We start from the raw sequence: 19,632 nt of genomic DNA, 5'->3' as shown, positions 1-19,632 counted from the left end.
GAAGACGTCTGTCAGTCGTCTAAATTACTCCAACATAAGTTCTAAAAACTAACCTTTAACCGCATTCAAACGTCTCACACTAACTTTCACCATAGCGGAACTCAATCTGAAACGCTTTCAGATGAGGGGATTTTGTACGCTCTTTTTTTCGATTCATTTTGGTTACAAAAGCTATAAAATCAAGCATGATTAAAACCAGTGGAACTTACCCTGACACGGAATTCCACTGGTTTTTACGATTTTTATCAGACTAACTTCCACTTCTACTAGCGGTGGAACTTAGTTTGGGAATTTAACTTTTGATTGTTTTTTCTAAAATTTGTATAAGAATTAAAAAAACTGAATGTAGTTTTAAAAGAAAAACACTTATTAACCTTTAAATTAAAAGAAGTAAAAAAGTCCCTTTAAAAGGAACTTCTTCTATTTATAATTAAAAGTCTCCCCTGCCAACTTATCAGCTAGCTTGGGAAAGAGGGTATAAAATTTGTGGGCTAGGTTCAACAAGACTGGGAGATTGAGTTCTCGTTTGTTTTTTCCTATACACTTAACAATCTTTTTAGCCACTGCATCTGGTTCTAGCAGGAAGCGATCAACCGACTTGAGATAGGTTCCATCTGGGTCGGCTTGGTCGAAAAATCCTGTACGGATTGGCCCTGGATTAACCGTCGTTACATAAATACCGTAGGACATGAGTTCGAGGCGCAACGCATTTGAAAAACCAATGGCCGCAAACTTGGTCGCTGAGTAGAGACTAGACTTGCCAGTAGCAATCAAACCTGCCATGCTAACAATATTGATGATATGGCCTTTTCGACTTTCCTTCATTCGAGCCGCAAGGCGACGAGACAGATTCATCAGGGCAAAGGTATTGACCTCAAACATCTGATGAATATCTTTATCGGAAATCTGGTCAAATTCCTCAAAGATCCCATAACCAGCGTTGTTTATCAAAACATCAATCTTGCCATAACGAAGATAGAGGTCTGCTACCAGAGTTTCTAAGGCTGAGTCATCGGTAATATCGATTTCAATCAATTCTGCTTGTGGATGATTTCCGTAGAGTTGGGCTAATTTTTCCTTATTTCTACCAAGCAAGATGAGTTGGTCATTTGGCAGGAGTTTGACCATTTCTTGGGCTAGACCACCGCTAGCTCCGGTAATAAGAATAGTAGGCATACTTATCCTTTCCCAATCTTTTAGATTTCCACTTCTTCCAAGTCTTTGACCACATGGACATTTTCAAAAATGCTAGCAGCATCTTTCTTGAGCTTGCTGATATCTTTTGAGAGGAAACGGGCACTGATATGGTTGAGCAAGAGGCGTTTGGCTCCTGCCTCTACCGCTACTTGTGCAGCTTGCATGTTAGTAGAGTGGCCATGGTTACGAGCAATTTTTTCATCACCCTTGCCATAAGTCGATTCATGGACAAGGACATCGGCATTGACAGCCAGACGCACACTAGCATCCGTTTTTCGAGTGTCTCCTAAAATAGTGATAATTTTACCTGGACGTGGAGCTGAGATGTAGTCTGCTGCCTTGATTTCAGTACCGTCTTCCAAAACAACATCCTGGCCGTTTTTGATTTTCCCAAAAAGTGGGCCAAATGGGACACCAGCAGCCTTGAGTTTTTCAGCATCTAGCGTTCCTTCTAGGTCCTTTTGCATGACACGATAGCCAACGCAGAAAATAGTGTGATCCAACTCCTCTGCATACACAGTGAATTTATCGGTCTCAAGGATTTTTCCTAAAGAATCTTGGTCAAACTCATGAAAATGAATACGGTAAGGCAGGCGCGAACCTGACACACGAAGGCTGGTTAAGACAAAGGACTTGATCCCTTGAGGTCCATAGATTTCCAAATCCGTCTGCTCTTCATTGGCCTGAAAGGCACGACTAGAAAGGAAACCTGGTAAGCCAAAAATGTGGTCTCCATGCAGGTGGGTGATAAAGATTTTGCTAACCTTACGCGGTCGAATTGTGGTTTCCAGAATGCGATTTTGCGTACCTTCTCCACAGTCAAAGAGCCAGACTTCGTTAATCTCGTCCAAAAGTTTCAGAGCGAGACTTGAAACGTTGCGGGCTTTAGAGGGCTGACCAGCCCCCGTTCCTAAAAATTGAATATCCATTCGATACTTTCTAATTAATTAATATATAACATGGCTGTGCGGTTTTCCGATCGGAAATAGCGCTTGCCAGAAAAAGCAGTAGCTTCTTGTAATAACTCCTCTTGGCTGTAACCTTTAAGACGCTTGCGACCATCAGCCAAGCTTTCCAAATCAGTCAAAGCTGTTAGACTCTCCATGCTAACAACTTCTTCATCTCCAACAGCCTTCATGTAAATCTTGCCAGACTCTTCAAAGACCAGTTGATGGGGGAAAATTTGCGCAATTTCAAAAAGCAAGTCATCCGAGATTACTTCCTCATTTTCAGAAAAAATCCGACCAAGATCCTCACTCTCATAGCAAAAACCAAAAGACTTGCCAGACAGATTCAGACGAATAAAGGGCTTATTTTCAAAGGTGAAACTTGGTTCAGCATTGTAAAGATTCAACTCCTGGCTGAGTTCTGCAAAATAATCCGTCGCAGCTTGAGGACTCTTTTTTTGATATAGTTCTGCAAAGTAAGCATTGACCACGCTGGGCGGAGGTGTGATAAGTGCCAACTGCTCCTGCTCTGTCTTGCCAGCTAGAAGCTGATCCAGATAGAGCTTGTCCAGACTTGTATAGCCCCCATATTTTAGAGCCAACGTTTTAATATCAGTCATAAAATTCCTCTAACCTCCATTTATTTTTCTCGGAAATGTAGCCTGTAATCACTTCGCCGTCCTCCTGATAATCACGTTCTTCAAGAATCGCAACACTTTCTAAATCGTGAATCTTGTAAGATTTTGAAAAAGACACGCGCAGGGTAAAAGATTCAAAAATATCCTTGATTTTCTCTAAAAATAGTACCTGCAAATTCTCACGACTATCCTCAGACTTGGCAGAAATGAGGGCATAAGGCGTTTGGGTAGGCGTGAAATCCTCCACCAAATCCGCTTTATTATAGAGGGTCAAGCGAGGAATGTCGTCCATGTCCAGGTCTTTCATGATGGACAGAACTGTTTTTTCATGCTCCTCATGGTAAGGATTGCTGGCATCGATAACATGAACCAGAAGGTCCACATGCTTGCTTTCTTCTAAGGTTGACTTGAAACTGGACACCAACTCTGTCGGCAAATCTTGGATAAAGCCAACGGTATCTGTCAAAGTTACTTGGAGATTGCCTCCCAGATGGATACTCTTAGTCGTCGCGTCCAAAGTCGCAAAGAGCTCGTCTGCTTCATACTGGGTCTTACTGGTCAAGGTGTTCATGATGGTTGATTTTCCAGCATTGGTGTAACCAATCAAACCAATCTTAAAGGTACTTGACTCCAAACGTTTTTCTCGAACTGTCGCCCGATTTTTCTCAACCACCTTGAGCTGGCGCTCGATATCTGTGATCTGATTGCGAACACTACGACGGTTCAGCTCCAGCTGGCTTTCACCAGGTCCACGGGAACCAATTCCCCCTGCCTGACGACTGAGCATAATTCCCTGGCCAACCAAGCGAGGCAAGAGATATTTGAGCTGGGCTAGGTGAACTTGGAGCTTCCCTTCATGGCTTCGAGCTCGCATGGCAAAGATATCCAGAATCAACTGCATACGGTCAATGACCTTAACACCCAGAACTTCCTCTAGATTGACATTTTGCCGTGGAGTTAAACGATTGTTGACGATGACAGTGGTAATTTCTTCTGCATCCACCATGAGCGCAATTTCTTCTAACTTACCAGAGCCGACGAAGGTCTTGGAATCATATTTTTCACGTTTTTGTCTGTAGCTATCAACGACGACTGCCCCAGCTGTCTTAGCCAGACTGGCCAACTCTTCCATGGAGAGGTCAAAATTGTCCATGCCCTGTAATTCCACACCGATGAGAAGGACGCGTTCCTCTTTTTTCTCTGTTTCAATCATCTAAAAACTCCTCAATCTGGCTAAAAATACGCTCCTGCACACCAGACTCTCCAATCTGATAAAAGGTGACCTGCATGCGATTACGGAACCAGGTCAACTGACGCTTGGCAAAACGACGGGTCGCCTGTTTGAGACTCTCACTCGCTTCCTCAAGAGTTTGCTCGCCACGGAAATAAGGAAAGAGTTCCTTGTAACCAATCCCTTTAGCAGCCTGTACATCAGGATAATGGTCAAACAGCCACTTAGCTTCGTCTATAAGTCCAGCTTCAAACATCAAATCAACTCGGTGGTTGATACGTTCATAAAGCTGACTACGTTCATCATCCAAGCAGATAATCAATGGTTCATACAAGGTCTCTTGATTTTCTAAATCCTGACCAAAATGGGCTATTTCCAAGGCACGCATAGCACGACGACGATTAAACTGAGGAATCTCAAGGCCTGCTTGCTTCACAAGATGGGATAATTCCTCATCTGAATATGGCTCCAAACTAGCTCGATAAGCTAGAATCTCCTCATGGGGAGTCTCCCCACCTAGATGGTATCCTTCAAGTAAACTCTGGATATAAAGTCCAGTACCACCAGCGATAATGGCTAGCTTGCCACGGCTGTGAATATCCTCAATCACCATCTTAGCTTCTGAAACAAAATCAAAAGCCGAGTAAGACTCGGTTACCTCTCTAACATCAATTAAATGATGGGGAACAGCTGCCTGTTCTTCTGGACTAGCTTTAGCCGTCCCAATATCTAGACCTCGGTAAACCTGCTGACTATCACCGCTAACCACTTCGCCATTAAAACGCTTTGCAACTTCAATGGCAAGGGCTGTTTTTCCAACAGCAGTCGGTCCAACGATCACAATTATTTTTGTTTTCATCTTTTTTCCTTGAAAAATTCCCATTTTTTCGTTACTATTATTATAACACAAAAAGGTCAGTCAGAAAAATGTGACCTCTTGAAGGGGCTGGCTGATTAAGAAGATAAAGGAGGAAGACTCATGGCTAAAGGATTCGCTAAAGGTCTTGTAACAGGTGTCGCAGGAACTGTCGCTGCAGTCGCAGGTGCAGTATACGCATTTAAAAAGAAAGTGATTGAACCAGAAGAGCAAAAAGCAGCTTTCATCGAAGAAAACCGTAAAAAAGCAGCTCGTCGCCGCGTATCACGTTAAGAAACAAAAGAAGTTGGGATTATTCTCAACTTCTTTTTTCTATTCTTTTAAATAGCTAGGTCAAACTTCAACTGTGGCTTGACAGGGTCATAATCCACCAATTCAAAATCTTCTGCTTTGATATCAAAGAAATTGGTCTTATCTGGCACATTTAAAACCAAACGTGGTTGGCAGTTTGACGGCTCACGACGGAGCAATTCCTGAGCTTGTTCAAATTGATTGTCATAGATATGGAGATTATTGATAAAGTAGAAGAACTTACCAACCTTCCAGCCAAAATGCTTGGCAATCATCATTTGAAGAGCCACATACTGCATAGCATTGATATGGTGGGCCACCAGCATATCATTCGAACGCTGGGTCAAGGTCGCATCCAGATAGATTTCTCCATCTACACGGCGGACATCAAACATAGTCTGAAAGGCGCACGGGAGCAACCCATCTGTTTCTTCGAAAGCTTGGTAATCCCAGAGTGATATGATATTGCGGCGGTTCCAAGGGTTGGCTTCCAACTGCTTGAGAAGCTTATTGATGATGTCGTGTTTCTTAACGACCGCCCCGTAACGCTCACCAATAGTTCCTGTATCACCCACTTCCCAGTCATTCCAATAGTGAACATTGTACTTGTCATTGAGAACTTCTAGGCTATTCGACTGGTCTTGGTAGATCCAGAGAACTTCTTTGATGGCGGATTTGATGGCAATGGGACGCAAGGTTGTGATGGGGAATTCCCCCTTTGCCAAGTCATACTCGGCAAATGCACCCGTTACATACTTGGAGTTGGCAACTGTCCCATCCTTGTACTTGGGGCGGGCATGCTCAGAAAAGACACCGTCTTTGAGGATTCGTTCAATATTTTCTTTAAAAATCGTATCTGCTTTTGTCATTTACTCTCACCTCATTTATTATCCTAACTAGTATAGCATAAAAAAAGCTTTTCTACATGCTCAGATAATCAATAGCTTTCTTGTGTTTTTCAAATCGTTCCAGATCCTTTTCAGTAATTGTAGCTAGTCTAGATAAATCTGAATTATGTTTCAAATCTGCTAATTTGACACAACGTGCTATAGGATTCGATTTAACAAGTTCCAAATATTGTTGATAATCTTGTCCCTTTTTCTTGGTCAGTACCTGCACTGCAGTAACAACAGTCTCTGGTAAACCAGCCAATATTAGTTCTTCTGCTGTATAAGGGCTATCTTCAAGAACATCGTGCAATAGAGCGACTGCCTTTTCTTCTTGCGTATCGACCAGACTTGCTACAAAAAGAGGGGGGTTGATATAAACTACTCCAGCCTTATCATATTGTCCCTCATGTGCTTTTTTTGCGATGGACAAAGCTAATTCAAACATGGATTGTTCTGACTTATTCATTTAAAATCTCCTTTCTAAAATCAAAAAGTTAAGAGTTATTTTTACAATTATGATCTTGAAAAAGAGCCTGATGAATCACCAAGCTCTGTCATTTTTATTTTATTGCAATACAAGTGATGCTGCTCCGATAACCCCAGCGTCATTTCCTAGAGTTGCAAGAGCCAATTTTGTTGATGTACGTACTTGTGGGAAGGTATTTTCATCGTAGACTTTTTGAACACCTTGTAGAAGGAATTCTCCTGCAGCTGACACACCGCCACCGATTACGATTGTTGATGGGTTTAGGATTGAGCCAATGTTAGCACAAGCGATTCCCAAGTAACGTGAGAAATTACGGTAAACGATCAAAGCAAGATCGTCTCCTTCTTTTGCCAAATCAAAGACAGTCTTAGCGGTTACTTCTTCTCCATTATCAATCAAGCGTTTCAAGGCTGCATCGCCTTCGTATTCATCGGCATAGCGACGAGTCAAGTTGACAATCCCTGTTGCTGAAGCAACTGTCTCAAGGCAACCTTTCTTACCGCAAGTACATGCGATTGGTTGATCAAAGTCAACAGTGATATGACCAAGCTCACCTGCTGCACCAGCAACACCGTGAAGCAATTTGCCTTCAGCGACGATACCGCCACCAACACCAGTACCAAGTGTCATAAAGACAACGTCTGGTTGGTTATCACCAGCACCCATCCAACGTTCACCAAGAGCTGCCACATTGGCATCATTATCGATGAAGAATGGAATGCCCAAGGCTTTTTCAATTTTTTCTTTGATTGGTTGAAGGGTTTTCCAGTTGAGGTTGTAGGCACCAATAACAGTTCCTTTTTCACGGTCAACCACACCTGGTGACCCCATTCCAATACCTTGGAAATCCGCTGCTACCAATCCAAGCAAGTCCAAACGGTGTTGAATAGACTCAATCATATCATCTACGATATGACTTCCCTCATCCAAAATGTTAGTCTTGATAGACCATTTTTCTTGGATTTCTCCTGCTGTTGTCAAGATTGCAAATTTGATAGAAGTTCCACCAAGATCAATCCCAATAATCTTTTGACTCATCATATTCCCCTTTTTCATTGTGTAGTAATTGAAAATGCTTACAGTACTAGTATAACAAAATTCAGTTCCTTATGCAAAGGTTTGCATTAACTTTCTGGATTTTATTCTGACTTATGGTTTCCAAAGACCTGAAGCATCTACATAGTAACGTCCGCCATCAACTCGCTCATTCTTAGCCATTTTACCATCTGATTTCAAATAGTAATTTCCTTGCCATGCACTATAAACATAAGAACCATCTGATTTTAGATAATACCAAGCTTGATAGGAAGCATCATAAATCCATTCGCTCTGTGCCATTCTACCATCTGCTTTCAGATAATAGCTTCCCTGCCATGCATTTTTCACTGGATTTCCATTTCCATCAAAACAGTACCAAGCACCATCCTGCTTAACCCAGCCTCTTGTTGTTGCTGAACTTGTATCAGTTTGAGTTGTAATCTCTTGTTTTGCTTTGAAGGCACCCTTAGGGGCATTCTCCAATTCACAAGCCACACCATCATGATCACGGTCTAATTTGGCAGAATAACCAGGATCCCCCTCATGAAGATCCGAATAGCCATTAGCCCAAGCTTCCTTACAGCTAGAAAAATGGATGTTTTCTTCCGCTAAAACTGGTTGTGAAAACAAAGCCAAAACTGGCAAGGTTGCCAGACTCATTTTAAAAAATAGACGTTTGTTCATTTCTTTCTCCCATAATTATGATATCGATTTCACTATTATTTTATCAAACTTATTTCAGTAATTCAAGGAAACTTCTGGTCTTTTCTACAAACTCCTTTGGTTTTTCCTTATTCAAGACATGAGGACCGTCAGGGATAATCTGAAATTGGGATTCTGATATTAGTTTATGAAGACTTATCATAGAACTAAGATTCGGTTTATCTTTGCTACCACAAATTAACAAAGTTGGATAGGGACAATTCTTTGCAATCTCTCTTAAATCAAGTGTTTTTAATTCCTCAGAAACTCCAACCAAAAGCGATTTATCTGCTCCCTGTTTCTCAAATGTCCTTTTGGGGAGTAGTTTAAATATCAGCAACTGAATGTAAAAAGGGATATTGCCAGCTAGTTTCAATGGACAGCCTGACAAAACCAAGGCCTGAAGATTTGGCAAATCGTAACTTGACAGCTCTAATGCAAGTGCAGCTCCTAAGGACAAACCGATTAGGACAAAAGGTTCTGTCTCCTCTGACAAGTGCTGATAAATGCGCTCCTTAGCTTCTTGATAGGTAGCAACTCCGGAAGGAAATAACTCTAGGGCTTCAGAAGGATAATCTACAAGCAACTCTTGCACTTCTTTCCAACTATCTGCTGACTGACCTAGGCCATGTAAAAATATTAATTTCATTTAGTTCTCCCTTACTGACAGCTCATACAAGCCCCTGACTGCATTACAGCCATAGATAGCTTCTGCTTGGGCAAAATCTGCCAAGGTCAAGACTTTCTCTTCTACCTCTCCTGTTTCCAGCAAATGCTGACGATAAATTCCTGGCAAGATTCCAAGTCGGATAGGCGGTGTGTAGAGTTTCTCATCGATTTTCAGAACCAAATTTCCAATAGAGGTTTCAAGAAGTTCTCCAGACTTATTGTGGTAAATGATCTCTTGCTCCCCTAGGTTCAAATGCGGTCGGTGAGTCGTTTTGAAGTAGGTAAAAGCTTGTTGCAAATTGGCTTCCTGAAGGCAGAGTTGGGCCTGACAAAAGCTTGTACTAAGGGGGGTTAATACTCGGCGTTCGACTTCTATCTCTCCAGACTTACTGAGAGAAATACGTAAGCGATAATCATGATTATCATCACAAGCTTGACACTCTTCCTCTATCTTTTGTCTCAAAATTTCTGAATCAAATGGAAAGGCAAAATACCGACTAGCTTTTCTCAGTCTTTCCAGATGTTGTTCTTCAAACATCAGTTGTTTTTGGCTGATTTTTCCAGTTGTAATTAATTGGAAGCGAGCTTGTTTACGATAGAGAACTGCTGCCTTTTGATGAACCTCGCGGTATTCAGATTCCCATGTGCTATCCCATGTAATGCCTCCGCCTACTCCATAGATAGCTTGCCCCTTGTAGAGTTGAATGGTCCGAATAGCAACATTAAAAATCCATCGTCCATTTGGAAGCAGGAGACCAATCGTTCCGCAGTAGACTCCACGCGGTTGTGGCTCCAAGTCCTTTATAATCTCCATAGTCGCAATTTTCGGTGCTCCCGTTATGGAACCGCAAGGAAAAAGAGAACGGAAGATTTCAACAAGGTCAATTTCCTCTCGCAACCGACTCTTGACAGTCGAAGTCATCTGCCAAACAGTGGAATACTGCTCCACTTGACACAGACGCTCCACGTGCTCACTTCCCACTTCAGAAATACGATTCATATCATTGCGCAAGAGGTCCACAATCATCATATTTTCAGAGCGATTTTTGGGATCCTGCTCCAACCAGCTAGCCTGTTCTAAATCTTCTTTGTCAGTCACTCCCCGCTGAGTCGTTCCCTTCATTGGTCGTGTTGTCAACTCGCGGTCATTTTGCTCAAAAAAGAGCTCTGGGCTCATGGAAATCACTGCCATCTCGTCATGTTCAACATAAGCATTGTAGCCCGCCTCCTGCTCTACTACCATACGATTGTAGATGGCAAAAGGATTGGCACTTAAGTCTTGCTTGAGTTGGACGGTGTAGTTGACCTGGTAGGTGTCCCCCTGCCGCAAATGATGATGAATCTGGGCAATCGCCTTTTCATAGTCTGCTACAGATGTTACTTCCTGCCAATCAGAAGGCAAATCAACTTCATCATAAATCAGAGGAATAGGGGATGTTTCTACCCTATCATGAACTGTAAAATATAGCAGGTACTCTGCCAGTAAAGGCGCTTTATGAACTGCTAATTTCTCCTCAAAAGCAGGTGCAGCCTCGTAACTGACATAGCCCACTACATAATAGCCTTGCTCTTGGTAACTTTCCACTTGTGCCAGCAAATCTGCCACTTCTGCTACATTTCTCGTTTTCAACTCTTTAATGGGCTGGGTAAAGGTGTATCTCTCTCCCAAAGCCCTAAAATCAATCACTGTTTTTCTATGCATATTTCAAGTATAGCACAAAAAGGCAGATCCAGACAAAGCTGATCTACCTTTTTATTATTTTCTTACTATTGGTTATGCTTTAGTGAATAAATCACCAGCAAATCCATCTGATTTCTGCAAGAGTTGTTTGTAAACCTTCCATTTAAGATCTACAGTATTCTTGAAATCATTTCCTTGAAGGTCTTTTTCGACCGCTGCATCAAATAAGGTCTGAAGTTGTGCGTAAGTTGAAATCTTTTGACCATCGATTTCAATTTCAACAAAACCTCTTTGGGCTTTTTCATGTACTTCATGATACCATGCTTTCTTCCATGCTTCTAAGCTTTGGAATTTACCGTTAGAAACTTTATTAATAATAAAGTCATCACCAAGACCTTTATTTCCAGCTGCTTTAGATTCTTGTTTGTATTTGTTTGATGCATAACCTAAGAACCCGTCTAGATAACCGAAGTAACCCCACATACGGAAGGTATTATGTTTGAATGAGATTGAACCAACCGCACTCTTACTTGTATTACCACCATAAATACCTGTCATCATATTTACTACAGTATAAGCAGAATCAAATCCTTCAGTACGGTAATGACCATTTCCTGGTAATCCATGTTTCGTTGCAAAGTTTCCATCAACCAGTTGATCAATACTTGTCAGCTTCGTATTCTTTTCGTCATTATTCAAATCACGAACTAAATCCCATTGGTGTGGTTCACCAACTAAGCCATTGCGATCCGCTTTTTCACGATATTTCTTATCAATCTTCTTGAACCACTTATCATTTGTTCCAGTATTTTTCTTGATTACAGACTCAGCTTCTAAGTAATCAAGCATCATCATGGATTCATTGTAATTCTTCATGTAGTGATCGATTTTCTCACGACTATTTAACACATTTGGATTATAGTTGTAAATTTGATTTCCATCATTTTGACGTTCGTAAGCCATGTTTAATCCTAAGGCACCATATTCACCATTTGGATTTGAAACTGATGGTGATTGTAACATACCTTGAGCAAAGGCTTCAACGTCTGTTCCTTCACGGTGACGCCATGTTCCTAAGTAGGCCATACGGTCATTGATGTGAGTTGTTTCGTGAGTGAATGCAGATGTACCAAAATCACTAATCATGCTAGAGATGATGTAATATACAGCCTCTTGTGGTTGTGGATTTTGGAAGATATAAGCGTATGCACCCATTCCATTGTATCCATGCCACTTATCAGTCGGACCATAGAATTCACGAATTGGAGCAAAATCGCCTTTCTTCGTATGTCCCATACGGTCAACCCATCCCAAACCTGGTACATCATGGTTATCCCAAATTGCAGATGGTACCATATTTTCACTCTTAAGAAGATTATTTCGTACATTATCAGCAGCAAGTCTTGACCAGAAGTCTAAATAATTGATTTGTTCTTGCGCACGTAAATCAACTTGCTTCTTGAACGCTTCACGTTCTTCTGCTGTGTTCTTACCGTATTTCTCAAATGAACTAAAGGCAATGGTATTATAGGTTGTAATTAAGATCATATGCGCTTTCTTCAGATTCAGAAGTGGTAAAATATAACGTCCGTGATGTCCATTATTAATTACTTCATATAATTTATGTTTCTTATTCGCAAAATCAGGATTTGATGATTGTTTCTCAACAACATAAGCGTTATCTGCAATGTTATTCTTGAACCAAGTATTCATATCTGTTTCACTAGTGAATAATTCCATGTTGTACTTCAGGAATTCGTGTAAGTTAGCTTTACCAGTAGCACTTGCAAGAGCTCTGTTAAATGCATCATGTGATTGATCACCTTTTAGGTTGTTACCATTTGAAGCGAAGCTGATTAATCTATCAAGTACGTTAACGTTCTTACCGTAGAAATCCGGTTTGAAGGTCATCATATTTTTGATATTTAATCCGTCAAATTTAATTCCATAGTATTGGTTTAAATAAGCCAGAGCTAACATGATTTTAGCTTTGTTATCTTCAACTTTTTTAATCAATGCACGTTTAGCTGCTTCGTCCGTATTTAATTGATGGTCTTCATTTTCAACTAAAGCTTTAACTAAAGCATCAAGATTATCTTTTACTTCTTTGAAGCTTTCTTCCATGTATAACATCTTAGGATTGTTATTAATCTTACGAACTTCATCTGAATCAAGTTCAACAGAAGCTAATTTAGCTTTTATATCGCTGATCAATTGTGTCCTATCTTTAACAACCATATTTGGTGTATAGACAATATCACCTAATCCTTCAATACTATATTCACGAACTTGTTGAACTTTAGATTCTTTTTGTGTAATAGCTTTAATTTCTTTCGTCTTATCAGCGTAATGAATCATAATGTGACTAGCATCTGATAAGTCGGTCACAAATTGTCCATCTTTCATACCTGTAACAGATAAAACTTCAGTAGTTAGTAATTTAGAATCTGCGGGAATCTTATTACCTTGATTTACAATCCATTCTTTGTTGTAGAACGGTTGAAGTTTTTCAATATTACGGTAAGCAAGTTCACGAGATGCATCGTAATCCTGAGTATCTTTGTAAGTGTCAGATTTTGGTTTCACTTGGTTTAGTTTATCTTCCACAAGTGGAGCAATTTCGAATTTATCGGCTGTAATTCCGAATGACTCTATTTTCTTGTTGGCTTCTTCTAAGCTGATTTCTTGGATTCGTTTACTACGAGAATATTTGAATGAACGTTTCCCTTCACTCACACCTGTAACAACATAGTTTCTATCTATCCAATTATTTGTAAAGTATCCATCTTCATCAACAAGGTCTTTAGAACCATAGAATTCTTCACCATTTTCAACTTTCATCATTGTAACAGTATCAAGAACTCGACCCCATGGATAGTTTTTACTAATGAAACCACCAACTTCAACAGGAGTTTTCACCTTAATAGTTCCTTTAACGACAGATTGACTAGTAAATGCGTATTTATTAACCCCATTTCCATCGTAACCATTATCTGTTCTAGCAACAAGACCACCAATACGAGCTTTATTTGCTACAATATCAGCATCAACATAGGCTTTTTTAATATTCCCTTTCCAAACTTCTCCAGAAATACCACCCATATCCCAGCCTTTATCGCCGATACCAGTAAGTTTACCAACAAAGGCAACATTTTGTAATAAACCACCAACGTCCACTTTGTTTACAATACCTGCAATACCATCTTTACCAAGGATGCTACCAGTTACCTTGACATTTTCAACCGTAGCGTTTTTAGCTACTCTTGATAGTGCTGAAATATTTTCAATCCAAGGCATATTAATATTAACATTACCTAAGTTAATGTTATTAATTGTAGCGCCTTCAACATTATCAAATAACTGACGAGCCATATTGTGAATGGTATATTGTTTTCCATCGACACTTGTTAAAGTTCCGCTAAATTTACCAGGTACATATTGTTTATTCGGAGTTGGTACATTTGCTGCATTCAAATCTGCACCAAGTTTAAAGGTACCACTTGGATTAGCTTTCATAGCCGTTACTAGGTCGTTAAAGCTATAATATACATCACCATCGTGTGCTTTTTGTTTTTCAAAGTAATGAACATACTCGTTTGCCAATTTAGAAACATCTGTGTGTTGAACTAAATCAGGAGCTGTTGCAGTAACTTTAAATAACGTTTTTCCGTCTTTTTCTACTTCTTCAATCTTGTCAGCAGCCAGTCTTGTAACTTTGTTGTCGTGAGTTGTAACTCGTAGGTAGAGTGGAGCAACATCAGCTGGTTTTTCTGTCAGCAAACTAGAATCTGTTTCGTTACCGTCAGCATCCACACTCATCAAGCTTATTTCTTTGATATTTTTGATTTCAACTTTTTTGAGGTCGATTCTTAGCGTTTCTTCTTTCAGAACTTCTTCCTCATCACCCTCACCACGGTCATAAACCATCTTCGTTTCAAGTTTATAATCTTTGTAGTACTGTAAGTCTGTCAAAGAAGCTGTTAGATCTTCTGGTGAAACATTCAATGTCTTCACAATCTCATCACCTTTTTTCAGCGTTAGGGTGATAGATTTAATGGCTGCCTTACTTGGATTTTCCAAATTATAACGGATTTGAGATGATCGTTTCAAATCCTTAACATCAACAAGTGACAAACTTAAGATTGGTTTTTCAAAGTTTTTAGTTCCTAATTTAACGATACGATCTTGGTCTAACTCCAGAACCTGTTCTACAATTTTCGGTGCTTCTTCTGTTTTTAAACCTTTGATAGTTTTGTAAGTCTTGGTAACTTTTTTCTGTCCATCTTTTCCTTCTTGGACAGTAACTCTTTCACCTTTTTTCAGTTGGTCATCTTCTTTAACAACTTCCTTAAATGGAATCTTTTCAAGACTTTCTTCTACCAGAGTTCCTTCAATTGGTTTTGTCCCACGACTTATTTTTTTAGTGACTGGTTCTTTGACGACAGTGGTTGTTGTATTTAAAATTTGGTCAGTCTCAACACCTTCGAGAGTCTTATAAGTCGTTTTGGTAATTTTACTGCCCTTTTCTCCATCTTGAACTACAGTTTCTTCATCCGTATATTTGGTTGGATCCTCGATAATTTCTGTCTTATAGTCAATCTCAGTAGTAGTTTCTTTCGTAACCGCGCCCTCAGTTACTTTATATTCAGGTAACTTTTCTTGAACTAAAGATTCACCCTCTTTACCGGGTTCTTGAGTGCCTTTAACTTCAACCTTGCCGGTAAATTCTGCTTGTGGTTCTTGAACTAAGGATTCGCCCTCTTTACCAGTCTCTTGAGTACCTTTAGCCTCAACCTTGCCAGTATATGCTGCTTGTGGTTCTTGAACTAATGACTCGCCCTCTTTACCGGGTTCTTGAGTACCTTTAGCCTCAACCTTGCCAGTATATGCTTCCCGTGGTTCTTGAACTAATGACTCGCCCTCTTTACCAGTCTCTTGAGTGCCTTTGACTTCAATTTTTCCTGAATATACTGCTTGTGGTTCTTGAACTAAGGATTCGCCCTCTTTACCAGTCTCTTGAGTACCTTTAGCCTCAACCTTGCCAGTATATACTGTTTGCGGTTCTTGAACTAATGACTCACCTTCTTTACCAGGTTCTTGAGTGCCTTTGGCTTCAATTTTTCCTGAATATACTGCTTGCGGTTCTTGAACTAAAGATTCGCCCTCTTTACCAGTCTCTTGAGTGCCTTTAGCCTCAACCTTGCCAGTATATGCTGCTTGCGGTTCTTGAACTAAAGACTCACCTTTTTTACTTCTTGTATTGATAGTCGATTTTGGTTCTTTAAAGTAACCAACATACTCATATCCTTCAATATGAATAACTCCTTTAGCCAAGCCTTCATGTGTAGAAGCTGAAATAGTTTGGTTATAAGAAAGCAATTCTTTATTTTCAAATGCAAAGGCAGTAAAAGGTACAAAATTGCTGACTCCAATAGAGCTGATCAAGAGAACTCCTAGTACTTTACTGCGGTGTTTCTTTGATACTAATAGAACCGCTAGCGAGGCCGTTGTCAAGCCAAGGCCTGCTAGAGCTAGCTCCTTACTTCCTGTGTATGGAAGTTGTTGACTGTTAGTTGCCTTCTTACGATAAACTACATAAAGAATATCATCATCTTGAAATTCTGTAGGAACCTCATGGTGAATCAGAGCTTTTTCAGACTCAGTCAATTCCTGCTCTGCCAAATAACGGTAATGAACGCTATGAGCACCACCAACTTCATTGGCTTGCACCTTGTCTACTGAAAGGGTACTTGCACCAAAAAGGAAGGCCCCGATGGCTACAGGACCTACCCCAACAGTTAGCTTACGAATTGAATATTTGGTGATTTTTTCTAGTTGTTGTTTTGTTTTTCTCATTCTCACGACTTTCTAATAGAATCTTGTGGATAATGCGCACGCGCACCTCCAATTAATTTTGGACGGCTAGCTAGAGCCGTTACATGGGCATGACCAATCTCTCTCAAAAGAGGGCGAATCGGAACCTGAACATGCTTGACATGCATGCCAATTGCAGTGTCTCCAATATCCAATCCAGCATGAGCCTTGATAAATTCAACCTCAACTGGATCTTGCATAAACTTGAAGGCTGCCAACTGACCTGAACCTCCTGCATGGAGGGTAGGAAGGACACTGACTATTTCCAGGTCAAACTGCTCTGCCACCTGACGTTCAACGACGAGGGCCCGATTGACATGTTCACAACCTTGAACGGCTAGATGAATTCCATTTTCTTCTAGGATATCTAGGATGGTCTTCACAATGATTTCCCCAATTTCTTTGCTGGATTCCTTGCCAATCTGACCACCTATCACCTCACTAGAAGAAAGGCCCAAAACAAAGATAGATCCTTGCTTCAAATTGGCCTTTTCCAACACATCTTTTACAATCTGGCTTGTTTCTCTTTGAATGTCTTTTTCCTTCATACTTGATACCTCTTTTGTCATTATCTATCATATCGTTTTTTCTACGTTTTAGCAAGATAGACAATCTAGAAAGCTTGTTCAATTACGCATAAAACTCCCAGAATTGACTGGGAGTTAGCTAGTTTCTATTCTATTTATGTATATTTCAACTGTCGTACCTTTTGAGGGAATAGAATCAATCTTCATTTGGTAATCTTCTCCAAATTGAAGTTTGAGCCGTTGATCAACGTTTTGAAGACCAACTCCCCCACGTTTGAGCTGACTTTGACTACTATCGCTAGCATCTTGGAAACCAACTCCATCATCCTCAATGCGGATGACCAGTCCTGAATCCTGTTTCTGAACAGAAACTCTAATATGTCCCTGACCTTCCTTTTCCTTAATGCCATGGTAAAGAGCATTTTCTACAAGGGGTTGTAGGACCAGCTTAGGCAAGACTAGCTTATCAAAGGCAGGATTTTCATCAATCTCATATTCCAGCTTATCTCCATAGCGTTGTTTCTGGATAAAGAGGTACTGGCGGACATGGTTGATTTCGTCAGACAGGCAAATCAAATCTTTACCCTGATTGAGCGCCAAGCGGAAGTAGGTAGCCAAAGACTTGGTCACCTGCACCACACGCTGACTGTCCTGAAATTCAGCCATCCAGATAATAGTGTCCAAGGTATTATAGAGGAAATGCGGATTAATCTGGCTTGACAAGGCTTGAAGTTCATACTGACGGGTTGTTTCTTCCTGCCTGCGAATAGCTGCCATCAACTGATCAATCTGATCCAACATGGCATTGAACTGACGAGACACTTCTCTCAGTTCATAAGCACCAGCTTCCTTGGCACGCAGATTTTGAGCACCAGAAGCAATTTCCAGCATGGTTTCTCTCAAATCTTTCAAAGGGGCAATCCAACGCTTGAGACTGAACCACACCAAGCAGAGACAGGCAAGAAGAGATGTGATACTAGCCCCAAGCAAGGTCCACAAGAGCTGACTCCGAACCTGGTCTAACTTCTCCAACGAAGACACGCCAAGCACCGTCCAATCAGTTCCAGCAATCTTTTCTTGACTGACATAGGATTGGTGGTCTAGCGTATAGCCCTGCCCTGTCTCAATATAGGGTTTCATGGCCTCCATTTCGCTAGACGAACTATAAACTGTGTGTTGAGGATGATAAACAAATTCATGGTTTTCATTGATGATAAAGGCAAAGCCCTGCTGACCCAACTGAAGTTGGTTAAGATAGGCTTCCAGAGTTTCGTAGGAAATATCCAAACGAAGTACACCCAGATTAGCTCCCTTTGCATCAAGAAGTTCTTGAGTGACAGAAATAACCCACTGACTATCTGATTTACGAGCTGGTGTCAAAACGGGCATAGCACCCTGATGAATGGCCTTTTGGTACCAATCCTCAGCCATCATATCAGAGGAAGTTTTCATTTGCACACTATCATCTGTAGAAATGACTTGGCCGGATTTGGTGACCAGTACAACAGCTTTCAAATCTTGGTCTGCCTTCAAGATAGTCAAAAATAGATCTCGAATTCCCTTGACCTTGTCTTGAATGGGATTCTCAGCATAGGATAAAACATCTGCCTGCTGGGTCAAACTAGCCGAGGTGGTTTCTAATTTTTTGATATAAGACTGGATAAAGTGGCTAGTCTGACTGATAGTCGTCTGGCTATTGCCCTCAATGCTAGCCTCAATGGCTGATGAACTAGATTGATAGTAGAAAGTCCCAACCAGAGCTAGGAGAATGAGAAAGACCAGAAAGATGGAAATAACCATTCTGACTAGGAGAGAAGAACGCTTCATCGGCCTTCTCCCTTCTTAAACTGACGAGGTGTCACACCTGCAATCTGTTTAAAACGTTGGGTAAAGTAGTTCATATCTTCAAAACCAACCTTCTCTGCTATCTCATAAATCTTCAGATTTGTAGTTAAAAGCAAGAGCTTGGCTTGTTTGACACGCTCTCTCACCAGGTAATCCTGAAAAGGTAGGCCCAACTCTTTCTTAATCAAAGAACTAAGATAAGTCGGGCTAAAACCCAAGTCACTGGCCAAACTCTTCAAACTAAATTGGCTATCAGCCAGATGGGACTGGATTTTCTGGGCCATATTTCCCTCAAACTTATCAGTCAATAAATCTTGTAACTGCTCTTCTTTCTCTTCCTTATCCAACTTTTGCTTGATTTTCCCCAGCATTTCCTCGATATCCTGACGAGAAAAGGGCTTGAGTAGGTAATCATCCACACCTAGTTTGACAGCAGACAAGGCATAATCAAAATCATCGTAGCCTGTTAAAAAGACCAAATGCACCTGAGGATAGGTTTCTCGGACCAGACTGGCCAACTGGATGCCATTTAGCTGAGGCATGTTGATATCGGTTAAAATAATATCTGGCACCTGCTTTTGTATCAATTCCCAAGCCTGCCTTCCATTTTCAGCTTGACCGATGATTTCCATATCGTAGACTGCTACATTGACCAGCTTGGTCAATCCTTGTCTTACCAGATATTCATCTTCTACGATTAAGATTGTATAGGTCATGCTTCTCTCCTTTGTCACTTAC

The 19,632-nt window shown here is 40.7% G+C and carries 16 protein-coding genes; 1 reads left to right on the top strand and 15 read right to left on the bottom strand.

Features of this window, described 5'->3' with window-relative positions; all coding sequences use genetic code 11:
- Positions 1 to 420 precede the first annotated feature (420 nt).
- From QM409_RS08010 to miaA, 5 genes are read right to left on the bottom strand one after another with little or no spacing between them, the layout of a single operon-like run.
- Positions 421 to 1,176 (bottom strand): SDR family NAD(P)-dependent oxidoreductase, encoded by a 756-nt coding sequence (locus tag QM409_RS08010; RefSeq protein WP_414305469.1) that lies wholly within the window; start codon positions 1,174 to 1,176, stop codon positions 421 to 423.
- Between the two features lie 20 nt (positions 1,177 to 1,196).
- On the bottom strand, positions 1,197 to 2,126 hold the full coding sequence (rnz, locus tag QM409_RS08005; RefSeq protein WP_000354340.1) for a ribonuclease Z: 930 nt from the start codon (positions 2,124 to 2,126) through the stop codon (positions 1,197 to 1,199).
- Positions 2,127 to 2,140: 14 nt separating this feature from the next.
- The gene (locus QM409_RS08000) at positions 2,141 to 2,764 is read right to left on the bottom strand and encodes a cystathionine beta-lyase (protein ID WP_261011066.1); all 624 of its coding nucleotides are present in this window, start codon (positions 2,762 to 2,764) and stop codon (positions 2,141 to 2,143) included.
- The gene (gene hflX, locus QM409_RS07995) at positions 2,757 to 3,995 is read right to left on the bottom strand and encodes a GTPase HflX (RefSeq protein ID WP_261011067.1); all 1,239 of its coding nucleotides are present in this window, start codon (positions 3,993 to 3,995) and stop codon (positions 2,757 to 2,759) included. Before hflX ends, QM409_RS08000 begins: the two co-directional genes overlap by 8 nt.
- Positions 3,988 to 4,872 (bottom strand): tRNA (adenosine(37)-N6)-dimethylallyltransferase MiaA, encoded by an 885-nt coding sequence (gene miaA, locus QM409_RS07990; protein WP_261011559.1) that lies wholly within the window; start codon positions 4,870 to 4,872, stop codon positions 3,988 to 3,990. The genes hflX and miaA overlap by 8 nt, the downstream gene beginning before the upstream one ends.
- Before the next feature lie 120 nt (positions 4,873 to 4,992).
- Here miaA and QM409_RS07985 point away from each other — a divergent pair, with 120 nt between their 5' ends.
- Positions 4,993 to 5,163: a DUF3042 family protein gene (locus QM409_RS07985; protein WP_001051780.1), complete on the top strand. Its 171-nt coding sequence runs from the start codon at positions 4,993 to 4,995 to the stop codon at positions 5,161 to 5,163.
- 47 nt (positions 5,164 to 5,210) lie between these two features.
- On the opposite strand, the gene QM409_RS07980 is transcribed toward QM409_RS07985, so the two are convergent.
- From QM409_RS07980 to QM409_RS07935, 10 genes are all read right to left on the bottom strand, one after another.
- On the bottom strand, positions 5,211 to 6,050 hold the full coding sequence (locus tag QM409_RS07980; RefSeq protein ID WP_125454742.1) for a thymidylate synthase: 840 nt from the start codon (positions 6,048 to 6,050) through the stop codon (positions 5,211 to 5,213).
- Between the two features lie 52 nt (positions 6,051 to 6,102).
- Complete coding sequence (locus QM409_RS07975; protein WP_414305468.1) at positions 6,103 to 6,537, bottom strand: GTP pyrophosphokinase; 435 nt, start codon at positions 6,535 to 6,537, stop codon at positions 6,103 to 6,105.
- A gap of 99 nt (positions 6,538 to 6,636) precedes the next feature.
- Positions 6,637 to 7,596 carry an ROK family glucokinase gene (locus QM409_RS07970; RefSeq protein ID WP_000078564.1) on the bottom strand — a complete coding sequence of 320 codons (960 nt, stop codon included), beginning with the start codon at positions 7,594 to 7,596 and terminating at the stop codon, positions 6,637 to 6,639.
- A 111-nt stretch (positions 7,597 to 7,707) separates the two neighbouring features.
- The gene (locus QM409_RS07965) at positions 7,708 to 8,280 is read right to left on the bottom strand and encodes an excalibur calcium-binding domain-containing protein (RefSeq protein ID WP_414305467.1); all 573 of its coding nucleotides are present in this window, start codon (positions 8,278 to 8,280) and stop codon (positions 7,708 to 7,710) included.
- 49 nt (positions 8,281 to 8,329) lie between these two features.
- A complete protein-coding gene (locus tag QM409_RS07960; RefSeq protein WP_414305466.1) occupies positions 8,330 to 8,947 on the bottom strand; it encodes an alpha/beta fold hydrolase in 618 nt (205 codons plus the stop codon).
- Positions 8,948 to 10,669, bottom strand: coding sequence for an aminodeoxychorismate synthase component I (gene pabB / locus QM409_RS07955; protein WP_414305465.1), 1,722 nt, complete (start codon positions 10,667 to 10,669; stop codon positions 8,948 to 8,950).
- A gap of 72 nt (positions 10,670 to 10,741) precedes the next feature.
- Positions 10,742 to 16,504, bottom strand: a complete 5,763-nt coding sequence (locus QM409_RS07950; RefSeq protein ID WP_414305464.1) for a ZmpA/ZmpB/ZmpC family metallo-endopeptidase — start codon at positions 16,502 to 16,504, stop codon at positions 10,742 to 10,744.
- A 2-nt stretch (positions 16,505 to 16,506) separates the two neighbouring features.
- Positions 16,507 to 17,070 carry a TIGR01440 family protein gene (locus QM409_RS07945; protein WP_414305463.1) on the bottom strand — a complete coding sequence of 188 codons (564 nt, stop codon included), beginning with the start codon at positions 17,068 to 17,070 and terminating at the stop codon, positions 16,507 to 16,509.
- Positions 17,071 to 17,184: 114 nt separating this feature from the next.
- The gene (locus QM409_RS07940) at positions 17,185 to 18,876 is read right to left on the bottom strand and encodes a sensor histidine kinase (RefSeq protein WP_261065334.1); all 1,692 of its coding nucleotides are present in this window, start codon (positions 18,874 to 18,876) and stop codon (positions 17,185 to 17,187) included.
- Complete coding sequence (locus QM409_RS07935) at positions 18,873 to 19,610, bottom strand: response regulator (RefSeq protein WP_414305462.1); 738 nt, start codon at positions 19,608 to 19,610, stop codon at positions 18,873 to 18,875. Before QM409_RS07935 ends, QM409_RS07940 begins: the two co-directional genes overlap by 4 nt.
- Positions 19,611 to 19,632: the final 22 nt, after the last annotated feature.

The sequence above is a fragment of the Streptococcus mitis genome (genome assembly GCF_047465045.1).
Lineage (GTDB): Bacteria > Bacillota > Bacilli > Lactobacillales > Streptococcaceae > Streptococcus > Streptococcus mitis_DT.
The sequence above is the reverse complement of the archived record's forward strand: the minus strand, read 5'-3'. Positions and strand labels throughout refer to the sequence as shown.